Consider the following 25,658-nt stretch of genomic DNA (forward strand, 5'->3'; position numbering starts at 1 on the left):
ACCTAATACTTAACATCTACTATTTTACTAATAACTAAAAAGCCTATCAATTCCCATATAATTGATAAAATTAAAAAGAATATCCCAATTGGTGACTCAAAAAATATCTTCATATATCCAGGATTAATTACAGATACTGCAAGTCCAATTACCACTGGTATTAATGCTATAATAATTCCACCCATTCTTCCTTGAGCAGTAAGGGCTCTTATTTTTCCTTTCATTTCAATTCTATCAGATATTGTTTCGCTTACTTTATCAATTATCTCTGCTAAGTTTCCTCCTGATCTTTGTTGAATTGCAACAGCTGAATTTATCATAGCAAGTTCTTTACTTTGCATTTTTTCAGCTAAAGCTCTCAATGAATCCTCAATATTAGCTCCATAATTTACCTCTCTAATTACTCTTCTTAGTTCTTCAGAAATAGGATCTGGTAAATCTTCTGCTACTCTTGCAACAGCATGTCTAAATGTAAAACCACTTCTTAATGAATTACTAATTATTAAAAGTGCATCATTTAGTTGATAATTAAATTTCTGCATTCTCTTCTTTCTAGCGGTTTTAACCCAAGCGGGTACTGAAAAAAAACAAATCCCTGCTATAATTAATGACATGAAACTAAATCCTTTAATAAGAGAATACAACATCATAGGTAATAATGTAACAACAATCCAAAATACAACATATTCTTCTGCTTTTAACTTAATCCCAGAAGTCATAAGATTTCTCTTAAATTTATCAGAAACAACTATAAAAGAGAAAACTGAAGAACCATGCTGTGAATTTTTGTTTACATTAGCACCATTTATTTCATTCATTTTAGTTAAATGCTTAACTCTTCTATTTACTCTTGATGAAGCAAGCAAATCTCCACTCAATATTGTAAATACTAGATAATACACAATTGTGCCTATAGCTCCAATCAGTAATAATTTAATAATTAAACCCATAAACCCTCCTATGCATTAAACCAATTATCGTTAATCATGACACCTTCATCAGTAATTCTTTGCAATATCTTTGGTCTTACACCAGTAGGAACAAAGTTTCCTCTAATATTTCCAGTACTATCAAAACCTTCTTGTTTGAAACGGAATATCTCTTGTAAAACTATTGTATCAGATTCCATTCCAAGAATTTCAGAAATAGCAACTACCTTTCTGCTACCATCTCTAAGTCTAGCTTGATGAACAATAATATTAAAAGCTGAAGCTATTTGTTCACGAATAGCATGAGAAGGCAAGCCCATTCCTGCCATAAGAACCATAGTTTCAAGACGTGCAAGTAAATCTCTGGTAGTATTAGCATGGGCAGTAGTTAAAGAACCATCATGTCCTGTATTCATTGCTTGAAGCATGTCTAATGCTTCTCCAGAACGAACTTCCCCTACAACAATTCTATCAGGTCTCATACGTAGAGAGTTTTTAACCAAATCTCTTATTGTAATAGCTCCAGTACCTTCAATATTCGCAGGTCTACTTTCTAGGGTTATAGTGTGAGGCTGTTTCAATTGAAGTTCCGCAGCATCTTCGATTGTAACAATACGTTCATTTTCAGGAATAAAACCTGAAAGCGTATTTAGAAGAGTGGTTTTACCACTACCAGTCCCTCCGAATACAACTATATTTGCTTTCCCCTTAACACATGCTTCCAAGAAAGAAGACATTTGGTAAGAAATTGAATTATTTTTTATCAAATCACCAATCTCAAGAGGCCTTTTTGAAAACTTTCTTATAGTTATTGAAGGACCGACAAGAGAAATTGGTGGAATAATAGCATTAACACGAGATCCGTCTGCCAGTCTGGCATCAACCATTGGTGAACTTTCATCACATCTTCTTCCAAGAGGAGAAATAATTCTATCTATTATGTTCAGAACATGGTTGTTGTCTCTAAATTGGATGGAAGAAAGTTCAATCTTACCATTTCTTTCTATATATACTTGAGAAGGACCATTTACCATAATTTCTGTTATAGTTTCATCTTTAAGTAATGTTTCTAAAGGTCCTAGACCTAAAGTTTCATCTTGTATTTCTGAAATTAATCTATTTTTGATAGGACGAGAAATTTCAGCTCCATATTCATCCACAATGTTTTTTATTAAATTATGAATTTCTTCCTTATCCTTAACATCTACAATATTTCCAAAATTAATTTGGTCAAGAATTTCTTTGTGAACTCTATTTTTAAAAGTGGCATACTCATCATAATAGACAGTCTTGTCATCGTCATCATCTGTTTTTTTCAAATTATAACTAGACGCTTTTATTGATTTAGCTTGCTCTAATCTTTTAAGTAGATTACTTGCCATTACTTTCTACCTCCCAATTTTAAGAAATCAAAAGAAAATTTACGAGGCTCATCTTGTTCATCATTTCCAGATTCTGAATCATGTTTTCTAAAAGCACCTGCAATAGTAACAATATCTTTAGCAATAGGGCTCTTACTTCCTTGAACAATTGGAACCCCTTGATTTAAAGACTTAACACATTCAATATAGTCATTCGAAATTGTAGCAAAAACAGGTTTACCCATTATCTTTTCAACATCTCCCTTAGAGATATCTCCTTTGAAAGATTTACTTACAACTATTTTGATTTTTCCACTTAAATTAAGTGAATCCAAAAGTAATAATCCTTTCTTTGAGTTATTCAAAAGTGATATATCAAGTCCTGTTACATAAAGTATAGTACTTGCTTCTTCAAGTAATAAAAGATTTAATTCTGAAAAATCAGCGTTTGTATCAATTATTATATAATCATAATGAGGTCTTAATACATTTAAAAGAGGCTCAACTTGAGAAGCTGTAACATTTTCAGCATATTCTGGACTGATTGGTGCACATAGCAATTGAACACCTGAAGAATGTACCAAAAAATAATTTCTTACACTATCAATTGTTGGAACTTTTCTCTCTTGTAACAATTCAACAACTGTTTCTTTAACATCTAAGCCCAAGAACATATGAGCATCTCCAAATAATAAATCTAAATCTAAAATAGCAACTTTTGCTTTTTTTCTAGAAAGCTCAACAGCTAAATTAACGGCTAAAGTTGTTTTTCCAACTCCACCTTTTGTACCAAAAACAGTAATAACTTCTGCTTTTCTTTGCACACCTGAATTTTCAATTAACATTGAAACTCTTGACTTCTCATTGAAATATATTTTTTTCAATCTGTCACAAAATTCAGAAGAATCAGGAATTGGAGAAATATATGCAGTAGCTCCTGAATCTATTGCCTTTTTAGCAATTTCATATGATTTTTCATCAGATACCATAACAGTAACAACATTAGGATGAAGCAAATAAATTTGTTGACATGCCCTAAAAACCCAGCTTAAATCTGAACAAGACATTACCACTACATCCGGTTCATGTTCTACAACTTCATCTGATGCACTTCCTAATTCTGCAGAAGCTCCGACAATTGAAAAATCATTGTCTGTAATTTTACCTTCAATCTTTTCGAGTTCATCCCAAGACTCTCCAAGTAACAATACCCTAATAGCCATAATTCCTCCCTAACGTTCAAATTCTTCTTTTAATACTTTTAATAACTTAGACTTATCAACAAGGTCATCTATCAATACATCCTCTGTTTTTACGATTTCATGATCTCCCTCAGCTCTTAAGCCTAACCAAACAGTTCCATTATTAATTGCAAAAACTAATTTTGCAAAATCTTGTGGTGAAAGTTCTAGAGTAACAGTCTTATAATTTGATCCTTTTTCACTATCTTTTTGTTCTATATTAGACTCAAGACCTATAACCTTAACATCTTGTAAAAGAAGTTTTGAAAATTCTTTAGTAAGCTCTTCTTTTTGTTTTTCTTTATTATCATTACTTCCTTTTCCAGAGTTAATTACAGTATATTTAACACTTCCAGAATAATAAACATCAATATAGTTTCCTACTTTTAATGAATTAGATACTCCTTGTGGTAGTGTTACTTCAATACTCATAGCTCTTTTCCCAACGGACACTACATAAGCTAATCCATAAGGTGAAGAATTTCCTTCTGCTTTTTCAATAATACGTTCTTTAATAACTACTTCATCCTTATAAATTGCAGATTTTGACATTTTCCCAACAATCTCATCTGGATTTGATATTGAGTTTTCAGGCACAGAATCTTTAGAAACATAAATTTTCTTTAATTGTGACTCTTTAATTATTGAGTTTGCTGGTATATCTTCATTTGCAACTACAACCTCAACACTACCTTTACTTCTCCCTCTAGAACCAGATATTCCAGATAAATAAATTCCTAAAAAAACCATAACTGCAAGTGCAGAAACTAAAGCAACTATTCTAATTTTTTTCATTTTTAACCTTCCTTTTTTCAAATTATTTTTTTATTTTAAATTTTTATATCTTATTTAATCGCTGGAAAAGTCGTTTCATAATGAGTAAAGTTTGGATTGTCTTTAGGATACCAAATTTTACTCTTTCCTCCATGCCACTTATGCCCAGATCCACGAATAACTACAGTTATTGGAAGTTCATTTATATTAACAACCCTAAGTATCATAGTTTCATAAACATCCTCAAGTTTCATATCAATCGTAAACTGTCTTTTAGAATACCCAAATGCTTGTGGATGGGTTTCATTATAGGTAACTGTAATCTTCCCTTTAAATCCATTTTTTCTAGCATATTCATTAAACCCTTTGGCATATTCCTTACCTGGTTCTTCAACATTCATAAAGCGGGATAAAGTATCTTGATCCTTAGTAAATCTAGTTTGTCTCATAACATGACCAATTTCATACATTTTAGCTCTTTTGTTATATGCCATAGCCAAATCTGTCGCAACAGACAAGAACAGCATAAAAACAGTAAACATTGCAGCGGTTAAAACTAAGATATCTCCTCTTTCCTCATTTTTGAATTTAGATAACTTATTTCTTAGCATTATAACCTCCTATTCTAACTCTTAACTTCCATTATTCTTAACTTATCGAGCTTTTTTGTAATATTATGCTCTTTCCCAAAAAAAGTCTTTCCAATCGGAGTAAGAGGTTCAAATTTATATGTTATATTTCCTGTGATATTCATATATCTTCTTCTTTCAACTGATTTTCCTCCATCTGGGTATTTTTTATCTCTTCTTTGAGTTGTTAACTTTATAGTTGCATCACTAATACTGATTTTAGAAAGATTCAATGCAATACTCTTCTTAGAAAATTCATTAAGTAATAGCTTATTTGCCTCACCACCGCTAATAGTACGATCACGATCTATATCAGGATCATCAACTCTAAATTCCCATGATGTTACACGGTAATTATAGTCAAAAGAAATGTAATTATATGCCATCCAACCTATATCCATTATCATAAGAGATAATGGTAAAAATATAAAAAAAGTGACAACGGCAAATTCAACCATAGCCTGTCCTCTTTCAGCTTTTACAAATTTTTTCAAAATATTTCTCATTTTTTACTTACCCTCGTTATAAAACTAGACTTAACATTCACCGTGTTACTTCCAAATATCTCCTTTGTGAGCGGAAGAACTAAATCCACATCATAAGAAACTTCTATTTTCATATCTCTAAACTTATTTGATGTTTCTATTCCTTCATGCTCTAAATTTGAATGATATTTATATTTTTCTTCATACTCAGTTCCCGTTGGAGTCATCTTAAACTTGACTTTATCAGCCTTAAGTCTATTCCCATATTCTGTGTATATAACATGCCTTACATATTTTTCAACACCTTCCGGATCATCGGATTTTTCAACCATATTTATTGCACATTCTGAAGCGGCTGATTGAACCAACAACTTAGCGTCAAAAACTCTCCATAAATCCGCCATCATGCTTAATATAACTAATAAAACAGGTATGAAAAGTATAACTATTTGGACTAAAGCCTGTCCATTTTCATTTTTTATTAAATTTTTTCTAAAATACTTTCTCATTAAACACCCCTTTACTATTTTTATAAGATACTCTTCTAAAATTAACAATTTCAAAATTTTAGAAATATAAACCATACTTGTTTTAGTAATCATACAAAACATGTCTCACGAATATACTACTCTATAATCCATATTTAATAACCTTTAATTCCCTAAGCTGGGGAAGTTTCATCTTAATGAAACTTCCATTGGCTAGGGTTGCTATTAGCAAACATTTAAGCTTTCAAAATATCAATTATTTTAAAGCACCAGCTATTTTAGTAAATATAGCTTTCAAATTAGTTCCAACTGTTGTTAAAATTGCTATTACTACGATTGAAACTAATGCGATAATTAAACCATATTCTACCATTCCTTGTCCACTTTCTTCATTAGCGAACCAATTCATAAATTTGCTCATATTTTTCACCTCCCATTTATTTATTTTTACTAAATTTCTAGTATCTGTTAGATACTATATTGGACTCATCAACTAAGCAGTTTTTAAAGCTTTAGCAATCTTGTCGAATATACCTTTCAAATTAGTTCCAACTGTTGTTAAAATTGCTATTACTACGATTGAAACTAATGCGATAATTAAACCATATTCTACCATTCCTTGCCCACTTTCTTCGTTAGCAAACCAATTCATAAATTTGTTCATTTATTTCACCTCCCCTCAAATAATTTCATATAATATTGATTAAAAATAATTATATGTACATCAAATCATACACCTCAATGTATAATAATTAGATGCCGAATGCACTAAACAATACAGGAGCAATTTTCTCTACGTATATAGAAGTTATTGCTTTTCCAACCAATACAACAGCAGGTAATGCCACTAAAAACACAACCGCAAGTATTAAAGCATACTCTACCATTCCTTGTCCATCTTCTTCAAAAACAAACTTTTCTATATTAGTCCAGTTTTTGGAATTAATTCCCATAAATTCATACCTCCACTAAGAAATCCAACTAAAATCCCCAACATAATAAATCCTGCCATTGGAATGTAAGATTTAAATAATAATCTTTTTGTAATTAATCCAAAGATTATATATATCAACATAACAATCATGGTAAAAAACACTGCAATTATCATATTTGGATAACCGACTAAAAAACCCAATGTCATCATTAGTTTTAAATCACCAGCACCACCAGGTGCTAACCTAGTCATAAACTTTCCAATAAGGAAAAAAGTTCCAACTAAAAAAACAAATATACCTATCATAGACAATACACTATTAAGTAAATACGGAAGACCTCCGTCTATGATACGATATGGTATTGCTATTAAAAGCATAAGAACAACCATTTCGTTTGAAATTATCCTTATTCTATTATCAACAAATGTCCCAACACATGCGATTAAACAAAAAACTAATAAAAACATAACTTTCCATTTTGGAAAATACACAAATGCTAGATAACTAAATACTATCCCCGTAATCGCCGAATACAGTCTACAAAATAAAACAGACGGCTTCCTATCAACATACTCAACTCTAGCGTTTTTCTGTTTATACTGTATTAAACCATCAACAATTATTGGCACAATAAAAGCAAACAACACCCCTACTATTACAGAAATAGTAAAATAGATATAATTCAAAATATGCCTCCTTAAAAATATAAATTAATCAAATTAAAATCTATAAATGCATTTTATTACACACAAAAAAATATATCAAAAATATTAACGAAAATTCATTGAATTATTAAAATACAAACTACAGATATATTTTCATAATACTTTATCAGATAGTATTATATCATAATAAAAAATAAAATTCAATAAATTTTACATAATTTGAAAGATTTTTTTACATGGTTAAGTGTAATATTAGATTACTTGGTCAAAAATTTTCTAAAGAGATTTCATAGTTGACCGCTTTTCTCTTTTATTTTATGCTAAAAACCATCTTTCTTAAAAAATTTGATATATTATTTCTCATCTTTTAAATTTTACCTCTAGTATTATAACCATTATAAACCATATTAAACGTATTTTTTTAAATTTTTTTATTATTAAATTTTATTTTATTTATTATTTTTATATATCATTAGTATTTTTCAATGTTTTGTTAATTGATTTTATATAAGAACGATTAATTTTACTTATGTTAAAAATGGCTTTAATTTTACTTGTATTTTAAAATATTTTTTATTATAATAATTATAAATAGTAAGAAAGGAGATTTTTTACATGATAGAATTTAAAAATGTATCAAAAATTTTTTCCAAAGGAATCAAAGCCGTTAACAATGTAAACTTTACAATTAATGAAGGTGAAATTTTTGGTTTTTTAGGTCCAAATGGAGCTGGAAAGAGCACAAGTTTAAAAATGCTTGTAGGAATTTTAGAGCAAACAGAAGGAACTATAACAGTAAATGGATTGGATACCCTAAAAAACCCTATGGAAGTAAAAAAGATTATAAGTTATGTTCCAGATAATCCAGATATTTATACCAAAATGACCGGAATTAAATATCTAAACTTTATCTGTGATATTTATGGTGTTGATAAAAATCTTAGAACAAAAAGAATTGAAGAATATAATAAAGAATTAGAATTAGGAGATGCGATTTATAACACCATAGAAAGTTATTCACATGGTATGCGTCAAAAATTAGTTTTAATAGGTGCATTAATAATTGATCCTGAAGTTCTAATTTTAGATGAACCGATGGTTGGACTTGATGTAAAGACTTCTTTTAACTTAAAAAATATTTTAAGGAAATTTGCAGATAGTGGAAAAACTGTAATTTTTTCAACTCACATTATGGAGGTAGCTGAAAAAATTTGTGATAAAGTTGGTATCATTAACAAAGGTAAAATTGCATATTGTGGAAATCTACAAGATCTTAAGGAACAAAATGAAGCAAATGAAGATCTTGAAAAAATATTCTTGGAGTTAACTGATAATGAATAATTCAAAACTCTGGATTTTAACAAAATATTTTGTTTCTATTGATTTTTTTGCAATTTTGTCAATAAAACAAAACTTACTATCAAAAAAAGGAAAGAAATCAGCAGCATTTCAAGGAATCATTGGGCTTTTAACAACTTTTATTCTAATAATATTTGTTGCGCCTGTGTTGGGAAAAAATATTAGCAGTTTTATACTTAATACTCACACTATTCCCCTATTTACAACTATTTTTTCAATGATATTTGTAGTAACATTATTCATTGCCCTTTCATCTGCTTTTTCTTTTATAGAAAAAACTGAAGAGAGTGAGTTCTTGTTATCTCTACCAATTTCTGGAAAAGATATTATTAGTGCTAGAATTTATGCATTGACTATAGTGTTTTTTATATCATTACAGACTATAATTTTAGCAGTACTTTATTCACTAGGTTATAATTTAAGTAGAGGATTTGATTATTACATCTTTATAACTATTTCTATGATTTTATTCAATATTGAATCAATAGTACTTTCAGGAATTATAGTTCTGATATTCGGTAAACTTATTAGAAAAAGTAAATTTTTCAATAAATTTGCAAAAGCTATATATACCCTATTTATGATTCTAGGGTTTTCTTTATATATGATAATTACACAAAGTTTTTCATCTCCTAAATTAGGAGCAGAAGTAACTTCTGTCATGAGCAATGTTAATGAAATACTTTCAAAGATATTTTTCTTTGCGGTATGGCCTAAAGATATTATTATTTTTAAAGATTATCAAACAATTTTGATGAGTCTTCTAATCGGAGTTGTTTCTACGATTTTAATAGTACTAATATTTAGAATTCTGGCTAATAGAAACTATCTTGAAATTTTAAGAAGTTCAAATGTTGCATCACAAGAAGACTCTTCTGTAATAGAAAAAAGAAAAAGCCGTGGCCTTGCATACTCTAAACAAAGTAAATTTATGGTATTATTCAAAAGAGAATTTATCGAAATATTAACAACACCAACATATGTATTACAATTAATAGTTCAAAATGTAATGCTTATTGTGGCTTTTGGTATTATTTTCTTTAAGGCAAAAGATATGGTAGAGAGTGCGTTTTATTGGGTTATTACCTCAACAACTTCATTTGAGTTGTTGGTTTATGCTTTTACGACTGGAGCCATCTTAGGTATTGTTTTAGGTTTTACATCTTTAACTACTAGTTCTGTTTCAAGGGATGGAAAAGCCTTTTGGATTGTTGCTTCAGCACCAATAAAAGTCCATACTCAAGTTTTGGCAAGAATATTTGCTTGTCAATTTTTATATTTTATATTTTTGATGATAATTATACTTTTATCACTTATTGTTCATATATTTGATCCTTTAGTTTATATAGCATTAATACTTGGTGCTTCTATAACTTTATTTACAAGTGGATCGTTAAATATGATACTTGGGCTTGTTAATCCTAATTTTGATTGGAAAACTCCAAAAGAAGCTTTAAATAGTGGTTCAGGAATAAGTTTTGTTTCTATTCTTATAAACTATGGTATATATGTTTTCCTTGGAACAATTTTCTATTTTGGTAAAAAGAATAATATAAGAATACCAATTGTATTATTGGTAGATATATTAATTATTCTTTTAATTGGAATAATTTCGTATGTAATAAACTATAAATTATACCAAAAATTATTAAGGAGATTATAGAACCTTAGTTATTTCAAAAAGAGATTTCAAACGAAACTCTTTTTATTGTGGAACAACAGTATTATTGAAAAAACATTAAATATCTAATATTACCGAAAACTTAAGTTTCTTTACTAAAAAACCGACTTAAAATCAAGTCGGTTAATTTTTTATAAGTTTTCAATCCAATTTTTAATTACTTCATCACTATCTTTAGTGTCAAATCTTCTTCCCTCTTTTAAAATTGAACCTTTACAAGAATTTTTCAATTCTTCATTAGTATTTCCCATTAAACTTTCTCCTGAAGTCGCAAAAGGAATAATGGTTTTTCCTGTTAAATTATAAGATTCTAGAAAAGTATTTATAATTGTAGGAGCTACATACCACCAAATTGGAAATCCTACATAGATAGTATCATAATCTCTCATATTATCAACCTTATTAGATATTTCAGGTCTAAATGATTTGCTTTTCATTTCGATACTGCTACGGCTATTTTCATTCATCCAGTTTAAATCTTCATCTGTATAAATTTCTTTAGGCACAATTTCATGTAAATCTGCTCCAGCAATTTTTGAAATTCTTTCTGACAGTTTTTTCGTTACTCCACTCGCACTGAAATATGCAACTAATTTTCTACTCATAACTAGTACCTCCTATCTTTTATTTATCTAGTATTTCCTTTATGTCATTGATGATTAAATCTTTTGAAATTCCATTTTCAAGAAGTAATTTTTCTGCAATAACTCTATTTGGAAAATTCTTTTTAATTCCATAATTCTTAACCTTTAAATCAGATGTTCCGAAAAATCTTGAAATTTTTTCTCCAAAACCTCCATCTATAGCTCCATCTTCTAAAGTTATTACCAATTTGTGATTTTCTTTTAAGTTTTCAAGCAATTCCTCATCCAATCCTGTAATAAATCTTGGATTTATCAAAGTAACTTCTCCCAATTCATCTGCAATTTCTTTTCCAAGTTTATAGAAATTACCAAGGGCAATTATAGCCACATCTTTTCCTTTTTTTGTAACTTTGTATTTATTTAAAACAGAATAATCAGTTTTGTCTTCTTCTCCTGTTGATATTAAATCTAATGCAGGAACTCTTATTGCTACAGGATGTTCCATTTGATTTAATCCCCATTCCATCATCTTCAAATGTTCTTCTTTATTTGTAGGAGCAAGGTAAACCAAGTTTGGAATATTTGAAATCATTGATATATCAAAAATTCCAAGATGAGTTACGTCATTTGCAGTATAAACAGATGCATAATAAACTAATATCAATGCAGGATTGTTATTTAAACACAAATCCTGAGAAAGCTGGTCATAAGTTCTTTGAATAAATGAACTACATACACAAAAAACTGGTTTTGCACCATTTTTCGCAAGTCCTGAAGACATGGCTACTGCATGTTCCTCTGCAATCCCAACATCAATATATTGTTTCCCCATTTGTTCTCTAATTTCTTTTGACAATCCGAAATCTCCAGGTGTTCCTGCAGTTAAAACAGCAACATTTTTATCATTTTTAACTGAATTTATTAAAAAGTCTAAGGTTATGGAACTATAACTTTCATCTCTTTGCCCTTTTTCACTTTTTTTAAATTCTCCTGTTTCAATATCAAAAGGTGCTCCAAAATGAAATTTCTCTTTATTTATTTCTGCAGGTTTAAATCCATTACCTTTATTTGTTGAAATATGAACAACTATAGGTTTGTCAATGTTCTTAACGGACTTAAATGCTGAAATTAGTTCTTCAATATCATTTCCTTCATCAACATAGATATAATCAAGCCCCATAGCTCTAAAAATATTATTTTCAGCTTTTCCTTTGGTTTCTCTAAGTTCAAAAAGATTTTTGTAAAGACCTCCATGATTTTCGGCAATAGACTGATTATTATCATTTATAACTACAATCATATTACTATCAAGTTCAAAAACATTATTAAGACCTTCAAAAGCCTCTCCTCCACTTAAAGAACCATCTCCTATAACCGCTATAATATTTTCATTATCTCCCTTTAAATTTCTCGCTTTTGCAAGACCACAAGCAAGACTTATTGAAGTTGAAGTATGTCCAATGGTAAAGAAATCATGTTCACTTTCTTTTGGCGAAGTATATCCTGTAACTGAACCATATTTTTCAGGAATCATAAATGCATCTTTTCTCCCTGTCAACATTTTGTGAACATAAGTTTGATGAGATACATCAAAAACAATCTTATCTTTTGGAGAGTCAAAAACATAATGAAGTGCAACTGTAAATTCTAATGATCCAAGATTAGGACCTATATGCCCCCCCTTTGCACTAAGTCTCTTTAATAAATGTGTTCTAAGCTCTACAATCAACTCTTTTAATTCATCAATAGATAATTTTTTTACATCTTTTGGTGAATTGATTTTTTCTAAGTACATAACATCTCCTCCTTTTATGTAATAATGTTAACTTCAGTTTATTAGATTATACCCTTAATAAATAAAATATTCAATAGTTTAAAATTTTTAAAATTGTGTTAAAATATAAATATATAAAAATTAGGAGAAAAAACATGAAATTTGCTTATATATTCTTTAATGGAAAACTTTTAGGAGATCTAAATTATTTTAAGAATTTCTTTATGGAAAATAAAGGAGATATCTTTTGTGCAGATGGTGGTTCTAATCTTTGCTATAAATTGAATTTAATTCCAAATGAAATTTGGGGAGATTTGGATTCAATTAATAAAGATATTTTAAAATTCTACAAAGGACAAAATGTAATTATAAAAAAATTCCCTAAAGATAAAGATTTTACAGATTCTGAATTAATTTTAAACTACATTAAAGATAAAAACTATGATAAAATCTATTGTATTGGTGCATTTGGCGGAGATATAGACCATGAACTTACAAATATTAATTTAATGTTTAAATATGATAATCTATATTTCTTAAAAGAAAATGAAATACTTTTTAAGATAGAAAGAGAATTTAAATTTAAAAATCTCTTAAATACAAAAATTTCCTTTATTCCATTTTCAGAAAAAATAAAAAATTTAACATTATCTGGTTTTAAATATAATATCGAAGATATAACTCTTAAGAAAGGTGATTCTCTTTGTATGAGCAATATTATAGAATCAGATTTTGCAAAAATAACTTTTGAAGAAGGGAAAATTTTGTGTGTTATTAAGTCTTAATCTGATACCATTTTTTATATCGATTTTGGTTCTTTCTCTAGTATCAAAAATATATTATACTGTTTATGTAAAATTTATTTAAGGAGAAAAAATTATTATGAAAAAGAAAGATTTAACACAAAATTTTATAGGGGGAGTTATAATGGATGTTACCACACCCGAACAAGCAAAGATAGCTGAAAAAGCAGGAGCCGTAGCAGTTATGGCTTTAGAAAGAATTCCTGCTGATATTCGTGTTGCCGGTGGAGTTTCAAGAATGAGCGACCCTGCAATGATTAAAAGTATAATGAAAGCTGTTTCAATTCCAGTTATGGCAAAATGTAGAATCGGACATTTTGTTGAAGCTCAAATTTTGCAAGAAATTGGAATAGATTATATTGATGAAAGTGAAGTGCTATCCCCTGCAGATAATATTCATCATGTAGATAAAACAAAATTCGATACGCCTTTTGTATGTGGTGCAAGAGATTTAGGAGAAGCTCTAAGGCGTATTCAAGAAGGTGCAAGAATGATTCGTACAAAAGGAGAAGCAGGTACGGGAGATGTTGTTCAAGCTGTATCACATATGAGAAAAATTCAAGGTGAAATTCGTCAAGTAACTGCGATGGCAGAAGATGAATTATTTGAAAAAGCAAAAGAATTTAAAGTTCCTTATGAACTATTAAAATATGTTCGCGAAAATGGAAAACTTCCTGTTGTTAATTTTTCAGCAGGTGGAGTTGCGACTCCAGCAGATGCAGCCCTTATGAGACAATTAGGAGCAGAAGGTGTTTTTGTAGGCTCAGGAATTTTTAAATCAGGAAATCCTGAACAAAGAGCTAAGGCAATAGTTGAAGCTGTTAAACATTATAATGACCCTAAAGTTATTGCTAAAGTTTCTGAAAATCTTGGAGAAGCTATGGTAGGAATTAATGAAAATGAAATTGAAATAATTATGGCTGAAAGAGGAATTTAAAAATTATTAAATTTATTTTTTATTATTTTTGATATTTATTATTAAATATATTTACTTTTTATTTTTTTCAGAGTATAATATATTTGTAGCATAAATGAAAATGTTACACAATTTATGCAAAAAGATATATTTTGAAAGGAGATTTTATTATGGCTTGTACTACAATTTTAGTCGGAAAAAATGCTACTTATGATGGATCAACAATGGTTGCGCGTAACGAGGACTCTCCATCAGGTAGATTTTTAGAAAAAAAATTTATAGTTGTTCATCCAAAAGATCAACCAGTAAAATATAAATCAGTTTTATCTCATGTTGAAATTGATTTACCTACTAATCCTATGCGTTATACTTGTATGCCTAATGCAGTTGATAGTGAAGGAATTTGGGGCGCTTGTGGTGTTAATGAATTAAATATTTCCATGTCCGCAACTGAAACTTTAACTTCTAACGAAAGAGTTTTAGGTGCTGATCCTCTTGTAAATTTTGTTCCTGCCGTTGGAAAAAAAGGAGATAAGAATTATGTTCCTGAAAAAGTTGGTGGAATTGGTGAAGAAGATATGGTTACTTTAGTTTTACCATATATCAAATCCGCTCGTGAAGGTGTAATTAGACTTGGAGAAATTTTAGAAAAATACGGCACTTATGAAATGAACGGTATAGCTTTTCAAGATGTAAATGAAATTTGGTGGTTAGAAACTATCGGAGGTCATCATTGGATTGCAAGACGTGTTCCAGATGATTGTTACGTAATTATGCCAAACCAACTTGGTCTTGATTATTTTGATTTAGACGATGCTTTTGGAAAACAAAAAGAATATATGTGCTCTGCAGATTTAAAAGAATTTATAAATAGATACCATTTAGATCTTTCTATTGATGGAAGTTTAAATCCTAGAGAAGCTTTTGGTAGCCATTCTGACGCAGATCATACTTATAATACTCCTCGTGCTTGGGTATTACAAAGATATTTCAATCCACTTACAAATTATTGGGATGGAATAGAAGCAGATTATGTTCCTGAATCAGATGATATTCCATGGTGCAGGACTCCAGACAAAAAAATAACTGTTGAAGATATTAAATATGCACTTTCTAATCATTTCCAAGGAACTCCTTATGACCCTTATGGAAAATTTGCAGATGAAAAAGGAAAATTCAGACCAATTGGAATTAATAGAAATAACTTCTTAGGACTAGTTCAAATAAGACCCGATATGCCTGAAGCAATTAGAAGCATTGAATGGCTTGCTCTTGGTTCAAATGTATTTAATGCAATGATTCCTTTCTATGTAAATATAGATAAGACACCTGAATATCTTGCAAATACTACAGGAGTACCTACAACAGAAGATTTCTATTGGACAAATCGTTTAGTAGCAGCTTTGGCAGATGCTCATTTTGCATCTTGTAGTTCACATATTGAACGTTACCAATTAGCTATTCAATCAAAATGTACTGAAATAATAAATAAATACGACAATAAATTCCTAGGTAAAAAAGTAGCTAAAGGAAAAGTTGTTGAATTTTGCGAAAAAGCAAATGAAGAAATTGCAACAGAACTAAAGAAACAAACAATTGATTTATTAAGTAAAGTTCTTTACACAGCAAGCTGTGAAATGAAAAATGGTTTTTCAAGATCTGACGCTTAAAAAATTAAAATTTAATTTGATATCTGCCTAATAAATGTATGTTATTAATTAAACAATGGATGTCTCTGTTTTTTAAAGAGGCATCCTTTTTTTGTGAATTTTAGTGAGAATTTTGAGTATAAACAAAAAGTGAAAAAACAGCTATACTAGAATTTTACCTATGAAATTTTTTATGAACAATATTAACCCTAATTAAAAAACTTTTCTAATAACAAAAAAATATTATAAATATATAATTTAAACTTCATTTAGTTTCATATATTTATAATAACAAGCATAAATTCAACAATCCTACTTAAATTTATAAAAAAATCTAATTTTATAAAATAAAAAGAGATGTCGAAACATCCCTTAACTAAATCTCCATTACCCCTATTTCACAACACTCAAAAATAAAATCTATTACAAAATCATCACAACCATTAAATCTTATATGCCTTAAATCATCAGTGCCAAAGTCCCATAAAGGTTCTTGTTTGTACCATTCAAAAAATTCCGAATCTTCTATCTCATAAAAAATTCTAATACCATCGTTAACCATTTCACGTTCAACATCTTTTCCTTTGAAATATTTTCTTCTATTGATCATAATAGAATGTACATTATTATAATAAAAAGTAATTTTATATCTTTTATTAGCATTTTTACTATAAAGTATAAATACATAATAATTACGTTCAAGATTAAAACTCTCTAATTTATAATTATCAAATGGCAATATTATTTCGTCAAAATCATATGGTTCTCCTATATATTCTTCATCTTCATCTTCATCATCGTCAAAATAACCATATTTATTATCTTCTTTAAGTTCTATCTCTTCATTTTCTTTTACCTCAATTTTTTCAAAACTAATCTTTGGTTCTTCAACACAAAAAGCCTCAAAAATATAATTACTACAACCAGTTATAAAATAATTTAAAATCTTATCCTTTAGCTCATCTTTGAAATTTTCGTAATAGTAGTTTTGAAAATATGAATATTCTACTTTAAATATCTTGGTTCTTTCAAATTTTTCTCCAATAGTTTCAATTCCTGTACAAAAGGATCCACATCTATATGTTTCGTCTGTTCCTATGATTTTGAAAAGATTATTTAAATTAAATGTTAATGTTATTTTATATCCTCTTTGATCATTCACTAAACAAAATTTTAATCCCTTATCATTTAATTCAAATCTTGAATCTTCCTCATAATCTCCAAAAAAATCATTATATAAATAGTAATGATTTCTAGGATTCCATTTTTCCCATATACCCATCCCAAGTCTAAGAGAATGTTTTATTTTTTCTTTTAATTGAAAATCATTCATAATCATATCCTTATTTATACCTAATCTTTATTCTCTTTGTTATCTTTTTGCCTACTTCTGTTATAATTTCCAATGTAGACTTTCCTTGTTTTGCAAACTTTCTAACAGTTACTTTTCTTCCATCAGGCAGTACTCCAGTTTTCTTTTATCCTTCAGAGTCAGACACATCTCTGACACCTTCTAATTCCAAACTATTAAAATCTTCTAATGCCTTTTCATATCCTCCATCTTTTTCCCATTGCTTTGATTTTCCTTTTTTATCTTTTAATTTTTTAGCCCCTTCTAATACTTCACCTAAGTAATCTTCCTCTTCAGCTTCAGTTTTTGGTTCTTCTTTTTTATCAACATTTTCTATTAATACTTTTGTAAACCAAGAATAACTGATTGAATAATTATTTACCAACATACCCTCAGGAGTAAAGAAGATATTTAATTTATAACCATCTATACTACATCTCCAAAATTCATAAGCATGTTCAACAAGTCCTAATCTATAGCCTATTATGCCAAAAGCTCCTACAACACCTACTCCTATTGATTTCAATGCTGATGCTGAATTCACATCAAAAGTCAATATTCCACCATATTCTCCACTATCACTAAGTAGCTTAATCTTGGCATTTATTTTCGGTATTACATTTTTCTTTACTAATTTTAAAGTTTTTCTTGCATTTATTACTTCTTCTTTTGTTATACTAACTCCATTTATTGTAATAGTATCTTCAGTAATATCAAATTTTTCACTATTATTGTTGTTACTGTTATCATTATATGCAACAATATTGTTATTAGCTCTATTTTCTGCATTTACAATACTTGAAACTGTAAAGTTAAAAAGTAGCATAAAAATACATAAAGCAGATATTAATTATTTAATTTTAAAATAATTTTTTCTTTCTTTCATAAATACCTCCTGTTATAACGTACACTTTTGATATTTTTATAGATTTTATAATACAAGTAATATAAAAAATTTACCTTCTAGTTAGATGATACACCTTATTTCATTATTTGTCAAAAAATTTAACTTTAATATTGTCTTACTGTGATTAATATAATAATTTGTCAAATTTATTAATGAAAAAATTTTAAAGATTATAAAACACTTTTTGAAATTTTTAGTGAATAACTTATTATTACAATTTGTACATTTAACAATTTACAATCTTTTTAATATCGTGTATAATAAACATATAAAATAAATTTGGAGGTTGTTATGGATAAAAATTATGTTACAAATTTACTTGAAGAGTTATTAAATATCTACAGTCCTACTGGAGATACTGAAAATGCGATTAGTTTTATGGAAAAAAAGTTTAAGGAATTGAATATTCTTACAAAAAGAACTAATAAGAATGCTCTAATAGCTACAATAAAAGGCAAAGAAAAAGAAGCAATTACTTTTTCAGGTCATGTTGATACATTAGGTTTAATGGTAAAAGAAATAAAAGCAAATGGACGTTTAGCTTTTAGTTTAGTCGGTGGTTTTTCTCCAACAAGTATTGAAACTGAAAATGTATTTATTAAAACTTTTGACGGAAAGTTAATTCCGGGAACTGTTCTATATAACGAAGCATCAGTTCACGTTTATGATACTACAACTACTGCTCAACGTTCTATAAAAAATATGGAAGTAAGAATTGATGAAGTTGTTGAAAATGCTGAAGATGTTAAAAAACTTGGCATTTCTGTTGGAGATTTCATCTATTTAGATGCAAGATGCAGAATTTATGAATCAGGTTTTATTAAATCAAGACATTTGGATGATAAGGCTTGTATAGCGGCTATGATGGGACTTGCTAAATATTTAGTTGATAATAAAATCAAACCTAAAAATACAATTAATTTCTTTATAAGTAATTACGAAGAAATTGGTCATGGTTCTAGTTTTATTCCTGAAAATACTGTTGAATTTTTTGCTGTAGATATGGCAGCTCCTGGAGTTGGGCAAGAATCCGACGAAAGAGCTGTAACAATTTGTGCAATGGATTCTTCAACGCCTTATGATTTAGGAATGAGAAATAAATTAAGAAAAATTGCTGAAGAAAAGAAAATTGATTATAGAATAGATATTTATCCACATTATGGATCAGATGCAACTGCTGCACTTAGAGCAGGACATGATATTCGTTGTGCATTAATCGGTCCAGGGGTTGATGCTAGCCACAGTTATGAAAGAACTCATATTTTAGGTATCGAAAATACATATAAATTAATGTTGGAATATTTATTAGATAAATAAATTTTAATTTGAAAAGGCATAGATTTTGAAAATCTATGCCTTTTTTTAATCAGCTTTTACATCTGTCCAGATATTATCATATTCTTTTATAAAATCTGATGGATCTTTGAATACTTCCATTTTTTTAAAATATTTATCGTCAATTTCTGTTACAGATTTTACTAATTTATTTTTATTAATCACTTCTTGATTCGGAACTGCATAACATGTATAATCCATATTTTTTGTTAAAATTTCTTTTTTGATTAAGAAATTTATCAATTTATGTGCATTTTCTTTATTCTTTGAATTTTTTAAAATTACCATTGAATCAAACCAAAGATTGGTTCCCTCTTTGGGTTTTACATACTTAAATTTTTTGTCTGCATTTAAAAGTTCAGTCGCATCTCCAGAATACATCACTGCAATCGCAGCATTTTCAGCTAACATATTATCTTTTGTTTCATCAACAAGATATGCAAGTATTGATTTTTTTTGCTTTATTAAATCTTTTTTAGCAATTTCTAATTCTTCTTTATTTCTCGAATTCATAGAAAATCCATTTTTTAAAAGTGCTGCTGCTAAACTGTCTCTTGAGCTATCCAACATAATAATTTTATCTTTATGCTTTTCATTCCATAAATCAGCCCAAGAAGTGATTTCGCCATCAACTAAATTTTTATTATACAAAATACCTAATGTTCCCCAATATAAAGGAATTGAATATTTTGACTCAGGATCATAGCTCTTATTTAAAAATTTTGAATCTATGTTCTTATAATTTGAAAGCTTATTTTTATCAATTGGTTCAAGCATATCTTCCTTAATCATCTTTTCAATCATATAGTCTGAAGGGACTACTATATCGTAATTACTTCCCCCTTGTTTTATCTTCAAGTACATATCTTCGTTTGTAACAAAGGTTTCATAATTTACTTTAATTCCAGTTTCTCTTGTGAATTCATCCAAGACTTCTTTATCTATATACTCTCCCCAATTATACATATTTACAACATTTCCCTCTCTTTTGTTACAAGAAGAAAACAAAAATATCACACAAAGCGAAAAAAATATTTTTAAAAATATATTCTTTTTAGTCATACAAAATACCATCCTCACTTTTCTTATTTATAATTAGTAAAAGAGCAAGCATTGCAATAAACATCAATGTTGAAAGAGCATTTATTGATGGATTTATCCCTTTTCTTGCCATAGAGTAAATTTGTGTACTCAAATTTACAACACCATTTCCACTGTTAAAATATGCTATAACAAAATCGTCTAACGAAAGGGTAAATGCAAGCAATGCCCCAGCAAAAACTCCCTGTTTAATTTCAGGAAGAATTACTTTTCTTAGTGCATAAAAAGGTGTTGCTCCTAAATCCATTGCTGCTTCAGGTAAAAATTTATTCATATGTTTCATCTTTGGATAAACAGAAAGTATTACATAAGGCGTTGCAAGTACAATATGTGAAGCAAGCAAAGTTAAAAATCCATAATCGATATTAAAAACTTTATATAATACCATAAGTGAAATAGCTATTACTATATCCGGATTTAAAACTGGAATGTAATTCAAATTTAAAACTACAAATCTTTCACTTTTTTTCATATAATATATCCCAATAGCTGCAACAGTCCCTATAAAAGTTGCAATTACTGTAGTTAATACAGCAATTAAAATTGTATAATAAAGTGCTGTCAAAACCTCTCTATCATTAAATAATTCAACATACCATTTAAAAGTAATTCCTGTAAAAGACCCACGAAGTTTTGAATCATTGAATGAATAAAGTATAAGTACAAAAATAGGTGCATATATAAATATGAATACAAGTGAAATATATAATTTTTTTAACTTATTTTCCATTTCCCACCTCTTTTGAATACTCTGGATCAAACTTATTCATAATGAAAAGTGAAACCAAAATCATAACTAAAAGTACCATACTCATTGCAGAGCCAAAATTCCAATTTCCTGTTACTCTAAATTGTTGTTCAATTATATTCCCTATTAAATTTTCTTTATTTCCACCTAAAAGAGCAGATATTTCGAAAGTTGAAATTGCGGGGATAAATACCATTGTTATTCCCGTAATAACTCCTGGTAAACTCATAGGAAATACTAATTTAGTAAAAGTCTTAACTCTATTAGCACCTAAATCGTGAGATGCTTCAATATATTCCTTATCTATTTTAATCAAAGTTGTATAAATAGGTAAAATCATAAAAGGTAAAAAATTATATACCATCCCTATTAAAATTGATACATTAGAATACATTAAATTTACAGTTGATAATCCAAAAAAATTTAAAATCGAATTTAAAAGTCCATTTTTACTCAAAATACTAATCCAAGAATAAGTCCTAAGTAAAAAGTTCATCCACATCGGAATTACAACCAACAAAATCATCATATTTCTAGTTTTAACTTTAAACTTTGAAATAAAATATGAAAAAGGATAACCAATTATAAGGCATAATACTGTAGATAAAACTGCCATCCTTAAAGATCTTAACAAGACTTTAATATAAGTCGGATTAAAAAATCTTTTGTAATGTTCCAATGAAAAAAGAAAATTTTCTCCTCCATAGTCAACAGAATATTTTGCTATGAAAATCAGAGGAACAACAATAAAAATTACTAACCATACAACGTATGGATATGCAAACCTCTTAAATTTCATCTATATTTCTTTAGCTCCTTTTTTCATAATGTGAATATTATCAGGTATAACTCTAAGTCCAACTTTTGAACCTATAGGTTTTGTAATTGTAGAATGCACCATATATTCAACTTCTCCAACCTTAACAAGCAGTTCATAATGAACCCCTTTAAAAATTTCAGACTTCACAATTCCTACCAACATTCCGTTTTCTTCATCAACAAGCTCCAAGTCTTCCGGACGAATTACTACATCAATTTCTTCATTTGGAGAAAAGCCTTTATCAACACATTTGAAACTTCTGCTTGAAAAACTTACGACAAAATCTTCATTCATAACTCCGTCTAAAATATTACTTTCTCCAATGAAAGATGCAATAAAGGCATTTTTAGGTTCGTTATAAATATCTATCGGAGTTCCAACTTGTTGAATTTTACCGTCATTCATAACAACAATAGTATCGCTCATTGTAAGAGCTTCTTCCTGGTCATGAGTTACATAAACGAATGTAATCCCAACTCTCTTTTGAATATTTTTCAGTTCAACTTGCATATCTTTCCTAAGTTGTAAATCCAAAGCACCAAGTGGCTCATCTAAAAGTAAAACTTTTGGTTCATTTACCAAAGCTCTTGCAATTGCAATTCTTTGTTGTTGCCCACCACTCAAAGATAGAATAGATCTTTTTTCATATCCTTTCAAGTTTACAAGTCTTAACATTTCTTTAACTTTTTCATTTATTATGCTTTCTTGCATCTTCTTAATTCTAAGACCGAAAGCAATATTTTCATAAACATTCATATTTGGAAAAAGAGCATATTTTTGAAAGACCGTATTTATATTTCTTTCATAAGGAGGAACATTTGAAATGTCTTTTCCTTCAAATAAAATTTTTCCACTAGTAGGAGTTTCAAAACCTCCAATAAGTCTTAATGTAGTTGTCTTTCCACAACCCGATGGACCTAAAAGAGTTAAAAACTCCTTATCTCTAATATACAAATTTATATCGTCAAGAACAATATTATCTCCAAATCTTTTATTTATATTAACTAATTCGACTGCGTGATTTCCCATATATTCCTCCTAAAAACTTGGTGGATTAGTAATCCACAAAACCTTAGATTCTTTTTTAGACAAATTTATTATACTTCTTTCAAATTGACCACTGGTATAAAAACATTCACCCTCTTTTAAAACAAATACCTTAGTTCCAAGATGAAGTTCAACCTTTCCCTTTAAAACATAACCGAATTCTTCTCCCTCAAAAGGTTCATAAGTCCTTGAAAAACTTTTTTGTTCATTCAAAGTTATTATAATTGGTTCCATTGAATTTTTTTGTGCATTTGGAACAATCCACTCTAATTTACTATTTCCATTTTCAAAAATAGTTTCATAAGCATCAAATTTTTGAAAAACAAATTTTTCTTCCTTTTCTTCTTTAAAAAAATCTGAAATATTAGTTCCAAGTGCTTCTAAAACATCTTCTAAAGAACTAATAGATGGTGAAGTAAGTCCTCTTTCTAGCTGAGAAATAAAGCCTTTAGTAAGCTCTGCCCTCTCTGCAAGTTCTTCTTGTGTAAGTCCCAAAATGGTCCTTAAATTTTTAATTTTTTCTCCAATATCCAATTTTCTTTCTCCCAATATAACAATATATTAAACTATAAATATCTCTATATTAAACAATAAATATTATATCACAAATAAATCTTTATTCAATACTTTTTTACTAAAAATTTAAAATTTTTTATTAAAATTTTAAAATATTAAACAAAAGAATACAAAAAGTACCGATCAAATCGGTACATATTTCTACTTTCCTATTTTTTCTTCTCTTCCGTAGTAGAAAAGATATTGTTGTGCATAGCCTGCATATTTTCCAAATATTTTATCTGCTTCTTTTGCAATTTTTTTCACAGGAGTTTCTTCTTTAATAAAAAGTTCCTCCATCACTCTTTTAATCCAAATGTCAACCGGAAAAACTTCTCCTCTTTTGTATGAAAATAACATTATACAATCTGCTACTTTGTTTCCGACCCCTGAAAATTTTAATAGTTCTTCTCTTAAAATATCAGTTTCTAAATTTTCAAAATTATCTAAGTCAATTTTTTCGTTTAAAATCATATTTACTGTATCAAAAATTCTTTTATCTCTAAAACCTACTTTTGCAAATTCTCTTAATTCTTCTACAGTAGCCTTACTTAGTTCTTCTATAGTTGGAAAGGAATAATATTTTCTATTTTTATCTTCACAGATAAGCTTTCCATATCTCGTAGAAATTACTTCAATAGATTTTTTAATTCTAGGAATCATATTATTAGCTGAAATTATAAAACTTATTAACATTTCAAAATGATTTTGATTTAATATCCTGATACCTTTCCCATATTCTATTGCATTTGCTAAAATTTCATTTTTTGACAGTTCTTTTATTATCTCTTTATAGTCTGTATTCAAATCAAAATAATCCATCCAAATTTCATTAAATTCTTCCAAATTAGTTCCTTTGAATATAACCCTGCCGTTTTCATTTAAAACATTTAAAACTCTTCCTAAATGTATTGTTGTAAAACTTCCATCACTTTCTTCATACCATCTAAAAGCCTGTCCACAAGTGAATATTGCTCTTACATCAAAATTCTCAACTTCTTCTAAAATTACTAAATTATCTTTTTCATATAGTTTCATTATTTTTTCGCCTTTGTTTTTGATTTATGTTGCTTAATAATTGCAGATAGTTTTTCAGAATTTTCTTTAGTAAGAGGAATTGTTAAGACTTCATCTTTTAATTCTCCGGAAACTAACACTTCAAAAAATTTATCATTTAAAGCACCCCATTTTTTTATTTTTTTAAATTCTGCAATCTTTCCATCAAAACAAAATCCATTTTCTCCAATATATAATCTATCTAGAGAAACTATAGAATATGTAATACCAATCAATACATATACTACACTAAAGATATCTTGAACATTTACAGCATATACAATTCCAAATCCCACCAATGCTATAGATAGTCCAAATAACACCTTTCTTCCTCTAAGGCCAATGGTATAAACTTTTCCTGTTAATTTCTTTCTAGTTTGAAACATTGCTACTATTTTCTTAATTACAAATATTAAGATTATACCAAATACTATCAATAAAATATCGTTGCTTCCCATAAATCCT

The 25,658-nt window shown here is 28.5% G+C and carries 28 protein-coding genes; 6 read left to right on the forward strand and 22 right to left on the reverse strand.

Translation table 11 applies throughout. The annotated features are described in order from the left end of the window. Window positions 1-2: 2 nt before the first annotated feature. The 11 genes from VJI95_RS01795 to VJI95_RS01845 form a co-directional block, all read right to left on the reverse strand. The gene (locus VJI95_RS01795; protein WP_323998712.1) at window positions 3-950 is read right to left on the reverse strand and encodes a type II secretion system F family protein; all 948 of its coding nucleotides are present in this window, start codon (window positions 948-950) and stop codon (window positions 3-5) included. An 8-nt stretch (window positions 951-958) separates the two neighbouring features. After that, on the reverse strand, window positions 959-2,311 hold the full coding sequence (locus VJI95_RS01800; protein WP_323998713.1) for a CpaF family protein: 1,353 nt from the start codon (window positions 2,309-2,311) through the stop codon (window positions 959-961). Continuing rightward, window positions 2,311-3,513 (reverse strand): AAA family ATPase, encoded by a 1,203-nt coding sequence (locus tag VJI95_RS01805; RefSeq protein ID WP_323998714.1) that lies wholly within the window; start codon window positions 3,511-3,513, stop codon window positions 2,311-2,313. Before VJI95_RS01805 ends, VJI95_RS01800 begins: the two co-directional genes overlap by 1 nt. A gap of 9 nt (window positions 3,514-3,522) precedes the next feature. After that, entirely contained in the window at window positions 3,523-4,326 is an 804-nt protein-coding gene (cpaB, locus tag VJI95_RS01810) for a Flp pilus assembly protein CpaB (RefSeq protein WP_323998715.1), read from the reverse strand. A gap of 50 nt (window positions 4,327-4,376) precedes the next feature. Then, window positions 4,377-4,916: a hypothetical protein gene (locus tag VJI95_RS01815; protein WP_323998716.1), complete on the reverse strand. Its 540-nt coding sequence runs from the start codon at window positions 4,914-4,916 to the stop codon at window positions 4,377-4,379. Window positions 4,917-4,930: 14 nt separating this feature from the next. Beyond that, window positions 4,931-5,440, reverse strand: coding sequence for a TadE/TadG family type IV pilus assembly protein (locus VJI95_RS01820; RefSeq protein WP_324010032.1), 510 nt, complete (start codon window positions 5,438-5,440; stop codon window positions 4,931-4,933). Beyond that, complete coding sequence (locus VJI95_RS01825) at window positions 5,437-6,021, reverse strand: TadE/TadG family type IV pilus assembly protein (protein WP_323998719.1); 585 nt, start codon at window positions 6,019-6,021, stop codon at window positions 5,437-5,439. The genes VJI95_RS01820 and VJI95_RS01825 overlap by 4 nt, the downstream gene beginning before the upstream one ends. A 142-nt stretch (window positions 6,022-6,163) precedes the next feature. Then, the gene (locus VJI95_RS01830) at window positions 6,164-6,328 is read right to left on the reverse strand and encodes a Flp family type IVb pilin (RefSeq protein ID WP_323998722.1); all 165 of its coding nucleotides are present in this window, start codon (window positions 6,326-6,328) and stop codon (window positions 6,164-6,166) included. 72 nt (window positions 6,329-6,400) lie between these two features. Continuing rightward, window positions 6,401-6,571: a Flp family type IVb pilin gene (locus VJI95_RS01835; RefSeq protein ID WP_323998724.1), complete on the reverse strand. Its 171-nt coding sequence runs from the start codon at window positions 6,569-6,571 to the stop codon at window positions 6,401-6,403. An 88-nt stretch (window positions 6,572-6,659) separates the two neighbouring features. Then, on the reverse strand, window positions 6,660-6,860 hold the full coding sequence (locus VJI95_RS01840; protein ID WP_323998726.1) for a Flp family type IVb pilin: 201 nt from the start codon (window positions 6,858-6,860) through the stop codon (window positions 6,660-6,662). Then, window positions 6,827-7,528 carry a prepilin peptidase gene (locus VJI95_RS01845; RefSeq protein ID WP_323998727.1) on the reverse strand — a complete coding sequence of 234 codons (702 nt, stop codon included), beginning with the start codon at window positions 7,526-7,528 and terminating at the stop codon, window positions 6,827-6,829. Before VJI95_RS01845 ends, VJI95_RS01840 begins: the two co-directional genes overlap by 34 nt. A gap of 594 nt (window positions 7,529-8,122) precedes the next feature. On the opposite strand from VJI95_RS01845, the gene VJI95_RS01850 reads away from it, so the two are divergent. Together VJI95_RS01850 and VJI95_RS01855 are read left to right on the forward strand one after the other, a co-directional pair. Then, entirely contained in the window at window positions 8,123-8,848 is a 726-nt protein-coding gene (locus tag VJI95_RS01850; RefSeq protein ID WP_324010033.1) for an ABC transporter ATP-binding protein, read from the forward strand. Next, window positions 8,841-10,529: a hypothetical protein gene (locus VJI95_RS01855; RefSeq protein WP_324010034.1), complete on the forward strand. Its 1,689-nt coding sequence runs from the start codon at window positions 8,841-8,843 to the stop codon at window positions 10,527-10,529. The genes VJI95_RS01850 and VJI95_RS01855 overlap by 8 nt, the downstream gene beginning before the upstream one ends. Before the next feature lie 149 nt (window positions 10,530-10,678). Here the strand turns inward: VJI95_RS01855 and VJI95_RS01860 are convergent, their stop codons facing one another. Together VJI95_RS01860 and VJI95_RS01865 are read right to left on the reverse strand one after the other, a co-directional pair. Next, window positions 10,679-11,152, reverse strand: a complete 474-nt coding sequence (locus VJI95_RS01860) for a flavodoxin (RefSeq protein ID WP_324010035.1) — start codon at window positions 11,150-11,152, stop codon at window positions 10,679-10,681. 19 nt (window positions 11,153-11,171) lie between these two features. Further along, window positions 11,172-12,926, reverse strand: coding sequence for a 1-deoxy-D-xylulose-5-phosphate synthase (locus VJI95_RS01865; RefSeq protein WP_324010036.1), 1,755 nt, complete (start codon window positions 12,924-12,926; stop codon window positions 11,172-11,174). Window positions 12,927-13,060: 134 nt separating this feature from the next. On the opposite strand from VJI95_RS01865, the gene VJI95_RS01870 reads away from it, so the two are divergent. From VJI95_RS01870 to VJI95_RS01880, 3 genes are all read left to right on the forward strand, one after another. Continuing rightward, the gene (locus tag VJI95_RS01870) at window positions 13,061-13,690 is read left to right on the forward strand and encodes a thiamine diphosphokinase (RefSeq protein ID WP_324010037.1); all 630 of its coding nucleotides are present in this window, start codon (window positions 13,061-13,063) and stop codon (window positions 13,688-13,690) included. A gap of 97 nt (window positions 13,691-13,787) precedes the next feature. Continuing rightward, on the forward strand, window positions 13,788-14,645 hold the full coding sequence (gene pdxS / locus VJI95_RS01875) for a pyridoxal 5'-phosphate synthase lyase subunit PdxS (protein ID WP_323998737.1): 858 nt from the start codon (window positions 13,788-13,790) through the stop codon (window positions 14,643-14,645). A gap of 149 nt (window positions 14,646-14,794) precedes the next feature. After that, entirely contained in the window at window positions 14,795-16,294 is a 1,500-nt protein-coding gene (locus VJI95_RS01880) for a C69 family dipeptidase (protein ID WP_323998738.1), read from the forward strand. Window positions 16,295-16,649: 355 nt separating this feature from the next. Here the strand turns inward: VJI95_RS01880 and VJI95_RS01885 are convergent, their stop codons facing one another. Beyond that, window positions 16,650-17,606 (reverse strand): hypothetical protein, encoded by a 957-nt coding sequence (locus VJI95_RS01885; protein ID WP_324010038.1) that lies wholly within the window; start codon window positions 17,604-17,606, stop codon window positions 16,650-16,652. 145 nt (window positions 17,607-17,751) lie between these two features. After that, window positions 17,752-18,450, reverse strand: coding sequence for a hypothetical protein (locus tag VJI95_RS01890; protein WP_324010039.1), 699 nt, complete (start codon window positions 18,448-18,450; stop codon window positions 17,752-17,754). A gap of 372 nt (window positions 18,451-18,822) precedes the next feature. On the opposite strand from VJI95_RS01890, the gene VJI95_RS01895 reads away from it, so the two are divergent. Next, window positions 18,823-19,848: a M42 family metallopeptidase gene (locus VJI95_RS01895; RefSeq protein ID WP_324010040.1), complete on the forward strand. Its 1,026-nt coding sequence runs from the start codon at window positions 18,823-18,825 to the stop codon at window positions 19,846-19,848. A 45-nt stretch (window positions 19,849-19,893) separates the two neighbouring features. Here VJI95_RS01895 and VJI95_RS01900 read toward each other — a convergent pair whose 3' ends face one another. The 7 genes from VJI95_RS01900 to VJI95_RS01930 form a co-directional block, all read right to left on the reverse strand. Further along, window positions 19,894-20,928 carry an ABC transporter substrate-binding protein gene (locus VJI95_RS01900; RefSeq protein WP_323998747.1) on the reverse strand — a complete coding sequence of 345 codons (1,035 nt, stop codon included), beginning with the start codon at window positions 20,926-20,928 and terminating at the stop codon, window positions 19,894-19,896. Then, a complete protein-coding gene (locus tag VJI95_RS01905; protein ID WP_324010041.1) occupies window positions 20,921-21,697 on the reverse strand; it encodes an ABC transporter permease in 777 nt (258 codons plus the stop codon). The genes VJI95_RS01900 and VJI95_RS01905 overlap by 8 nt, the downstream gene beginning before the upstream one ends. Continuing rightward, a complete protein-coding gene (locus VJI95_RS01910; protein ID WP_324010042.1) occupies window positions 21,687-22,514 on the reverse strand; it encodes an ABC transporter permease in 828 nt (275 codons plus the stop codon). Before VJI95_RS01910 ends, VJI95_RS01905 begins: the two co-directional genes overlap by 11 nt. Beyond that, a complete protein-coding gene (potA, locus tag VJI95_RS01915; RefSeq protein WP_324010043.1) occupies window positions 22,515-23,564 on the reverse strand; it encodes a spermidine/putrescine ABC transporter ATP-binding protein in 1,050 nt (349 codons plus the stop codon). A 9-nt stretch (window positions 23,565-23,573) separates the two neighbouring features. Continuing rightward, on the reverse strand, window positions 23,574-24,116 hold the full coding sequence (locus VJI95_RS01920; protein ID WP_004833108.1) for a helix-turn-helix domain-containing protein: 543 nt from the start codon (window positions 24,114-24,116) through the stop codon (window positions 23,574-23,576). A 183-nt stretch (window positions 24,117-24,299) separates the two neighbouring features. Further along, on the reverse strand, window positions 24,300-25,175 hold the full coding sequence (locus tag VJI95_RS01925) for a DNA-3-methyladenine glycosylase family protein (protein ID WP_324010044.1): 876 nt from the start codon (window positions 25,173-25,175) through the stop codon (window positions 24,300-24,302). After that, a complete protein-coding gene (locus tag VJI95_RS01930; protein WP_323998752.1) occupies window positions 25,175-25,651 on the reverse strand; it encodes a DUF5673 domain-containing protein in 477 nt (158 codons plus the stop codon). The genes VJI95_RS01925 and VJI95_RS01930 overlap by 1 nt, the downstream gene beginning before the upstream one ends. Between the last annotated feature and the right edge of the window lie 7 nt (window positions 25,652-25,658).

Source organism: Parvimonas sp. C2 (genome assembly GCF_035282405.1).
In the GTDB taxonomy this organism is placed as follows: domain Bacteria; phylum Bacillota; class Clostridia; order Tissierellales; family Peptoniphilaceae; genus Parvimonas.

Bases quoted from the DNA above. Each gene is read 5' to 3' on its own strand.
- VJI95_RS01795 (WP_323998712.1), bottom strand. From the start codon at position 950: ATGGGTTTAATTATTAAATTATTACTGATTGGAGCTATAGGCACAATT.
- VJI95_RS01800 (WP_323998713.1), bottom strand. From the start codon at position 2,311: ATGGCAAGTAATCTACTTAAAAGATTAGAGCAAGCTAAATCAATAAAA.
- VJI95_RS01805 (WP_323998714.1), bottom strand. From the start codon at position 3,513: ATGGCTATTAGGGTATTGTTACTTGGAGAGTCTTGGGATGAACTCGAA.
- cpaB (WP_323998715.1), bottom strand. From the start codon at position 4,326: ATGAAAAAAATTAGAATAGTTGCTTTAGTTTCTGCACTTGCAGTTATG.
- VJI95_RS01815 (WP_323998716.1), bottom strand. From the start codon at position 4,916: ATGCTAAGAAATAAGTTATCTAAATTCAAAAATGAGGAAAGAGGAGAT.
- VJI95_RS01820 (WP_324010032.1), bottom strand. From the start codon at position 5,440: ATGAGAAATATTTTGAAAAAATTTGTAAAAGCTGAAAGAGGACAGGCT.
- VJI95_RS01825 (WP_323998719.1), bottom strand. From the start codon at position 6,021: ATGATTACTAAAACAAGTATGGTTTATATTTCTAAAATTTTGAAATTG.
- VJI95_RS01830 (WP_323998722.1), bottom strand. From the start codon at position 6,328: ATGAGCAAATTTATGAATTGGTTCGCTAATGAAGAAAGTGGACAAGGA.
- VJI95_RS01835 (WP_323998724.1), bottom strand. From the start codon at position 6,571: ATGAACAAATTTATGAATTGGTTTGCTAACGAAGAAAGTGGGCAAGGA.
- VJI95_RS01840 (WP_323998726.1), bottom strand. From the start codon at position 6,860: ATGGGAATTAATTCCAAAAACTGGACTAATATAGAAAAGTTTGTTTTT.
- VJI95_RS01850 (WP_324010033.1), top strand. From the start codon at position 8,123: ATGATAGAATTTAAAAATGTATCAAAAATTTTTTCCAAAGGAATCAAA.
- VJI95_RS01855 (WP_324010034.1), top strand. From the start codon at position 8,841: ATGAATAATTCAAAACTCTGGATTTTAACAAAATATTTTGTTTCTATT.
- VJI95_RS01860 (WP_324010035.1), bottom strand. From the start codon at position 11,152: ATGAGTAGAAAATTAGTTGCATATTTCAGTGCGAGTGGAGTAACGAAA.
- VJI95_RS01865 (WP_324010036.1), bottom strand. From the start codon at position 12,926: ATGTACTTAGAAAAAATCAATTCACCAAAAGATGTAAAAAAATTATCT.
- VJI95_RS01870 (WP_324010037.1), top strand. From the start codon at position 13,061: ATGAAATTTGCTTATATATTCTTTAATGGAAAACTTTTAGGAGATCTA.
- pdxS (WP_323998737.1), top strand. From the start codon at position 13,788: ATGAAAAAGAAAGATTTAACACAAAATTTTATAGGGGGAGTTATAATG.
- VJI95_RS01880 (WP_323998738.1), top strand. From the start codon at position 14,795: ATGGCTTGTACTACAATTTTAGTCGGAAAAAATGCTACTTATGATGGA.
- VJI95_RS01885 (WP_324010038.1), bottom strand. From the start codon at position 17,606: ATGAATGATTTTCAATTAAAAGAAAAAATAAAACATTCTCTTAGACTT.
- VJI95_RS01890 (WP_324010039.1), bottom strand. From the start codon at position 18,450: ATGCTACTTTTTAACTTTACAGTTTCAAGTATTGTAAATGCAGAAAAT.
- VJI95_RS01895 (WP_324010040.1), top strand. From the start codon at position 18,823: ATGGATAAAAATTATGTTACAAATTTACTTGAAGAGTTATTAAATATC.
- VJI95_RS01900 (WP_323998747.1), bottom strand. From the start codon at position 20,928: ATGACTAAAAAGAATATATTTTTAAAAATATTTTTTTCGCTTTGTGTG.
- VJI95_RS01905 (WP_324010041.1), bottom strand. From the start codon at position 21,697: ATGGAAAATAAGTTAAAAAAATTATATATTTCACTTGTATTCATATTT.
- VJI95_RS01910 (WP_324010042.1), bottom strand. From the start codon at position 22,514: ATGAAATTTAAGAGGTTTGCATATCCATACGTTGTATGGTTAGTAATT.
- potA (WP_324010043.1), bottom strand. From the start codon at position 23,564: ATGGGAAATCACGCAGTCGAATTAGTTAATATAAATAAAAGATTTGGA.
- VJI95_RS01925 (WP_324010044.1), bottom strand. From the start codon at position 25,175: ATGAAACTATATGAAAAAGATAATTTAGTAATTTTAGAAGAAGTTGAG.
- VJI95_RS01930 (WP_323998752.1), bottom strand. From the start codon at position 25,651: ATGGGAAGCAACGATATTTTATTGATAGTATTTGGTATAATCTTAATA.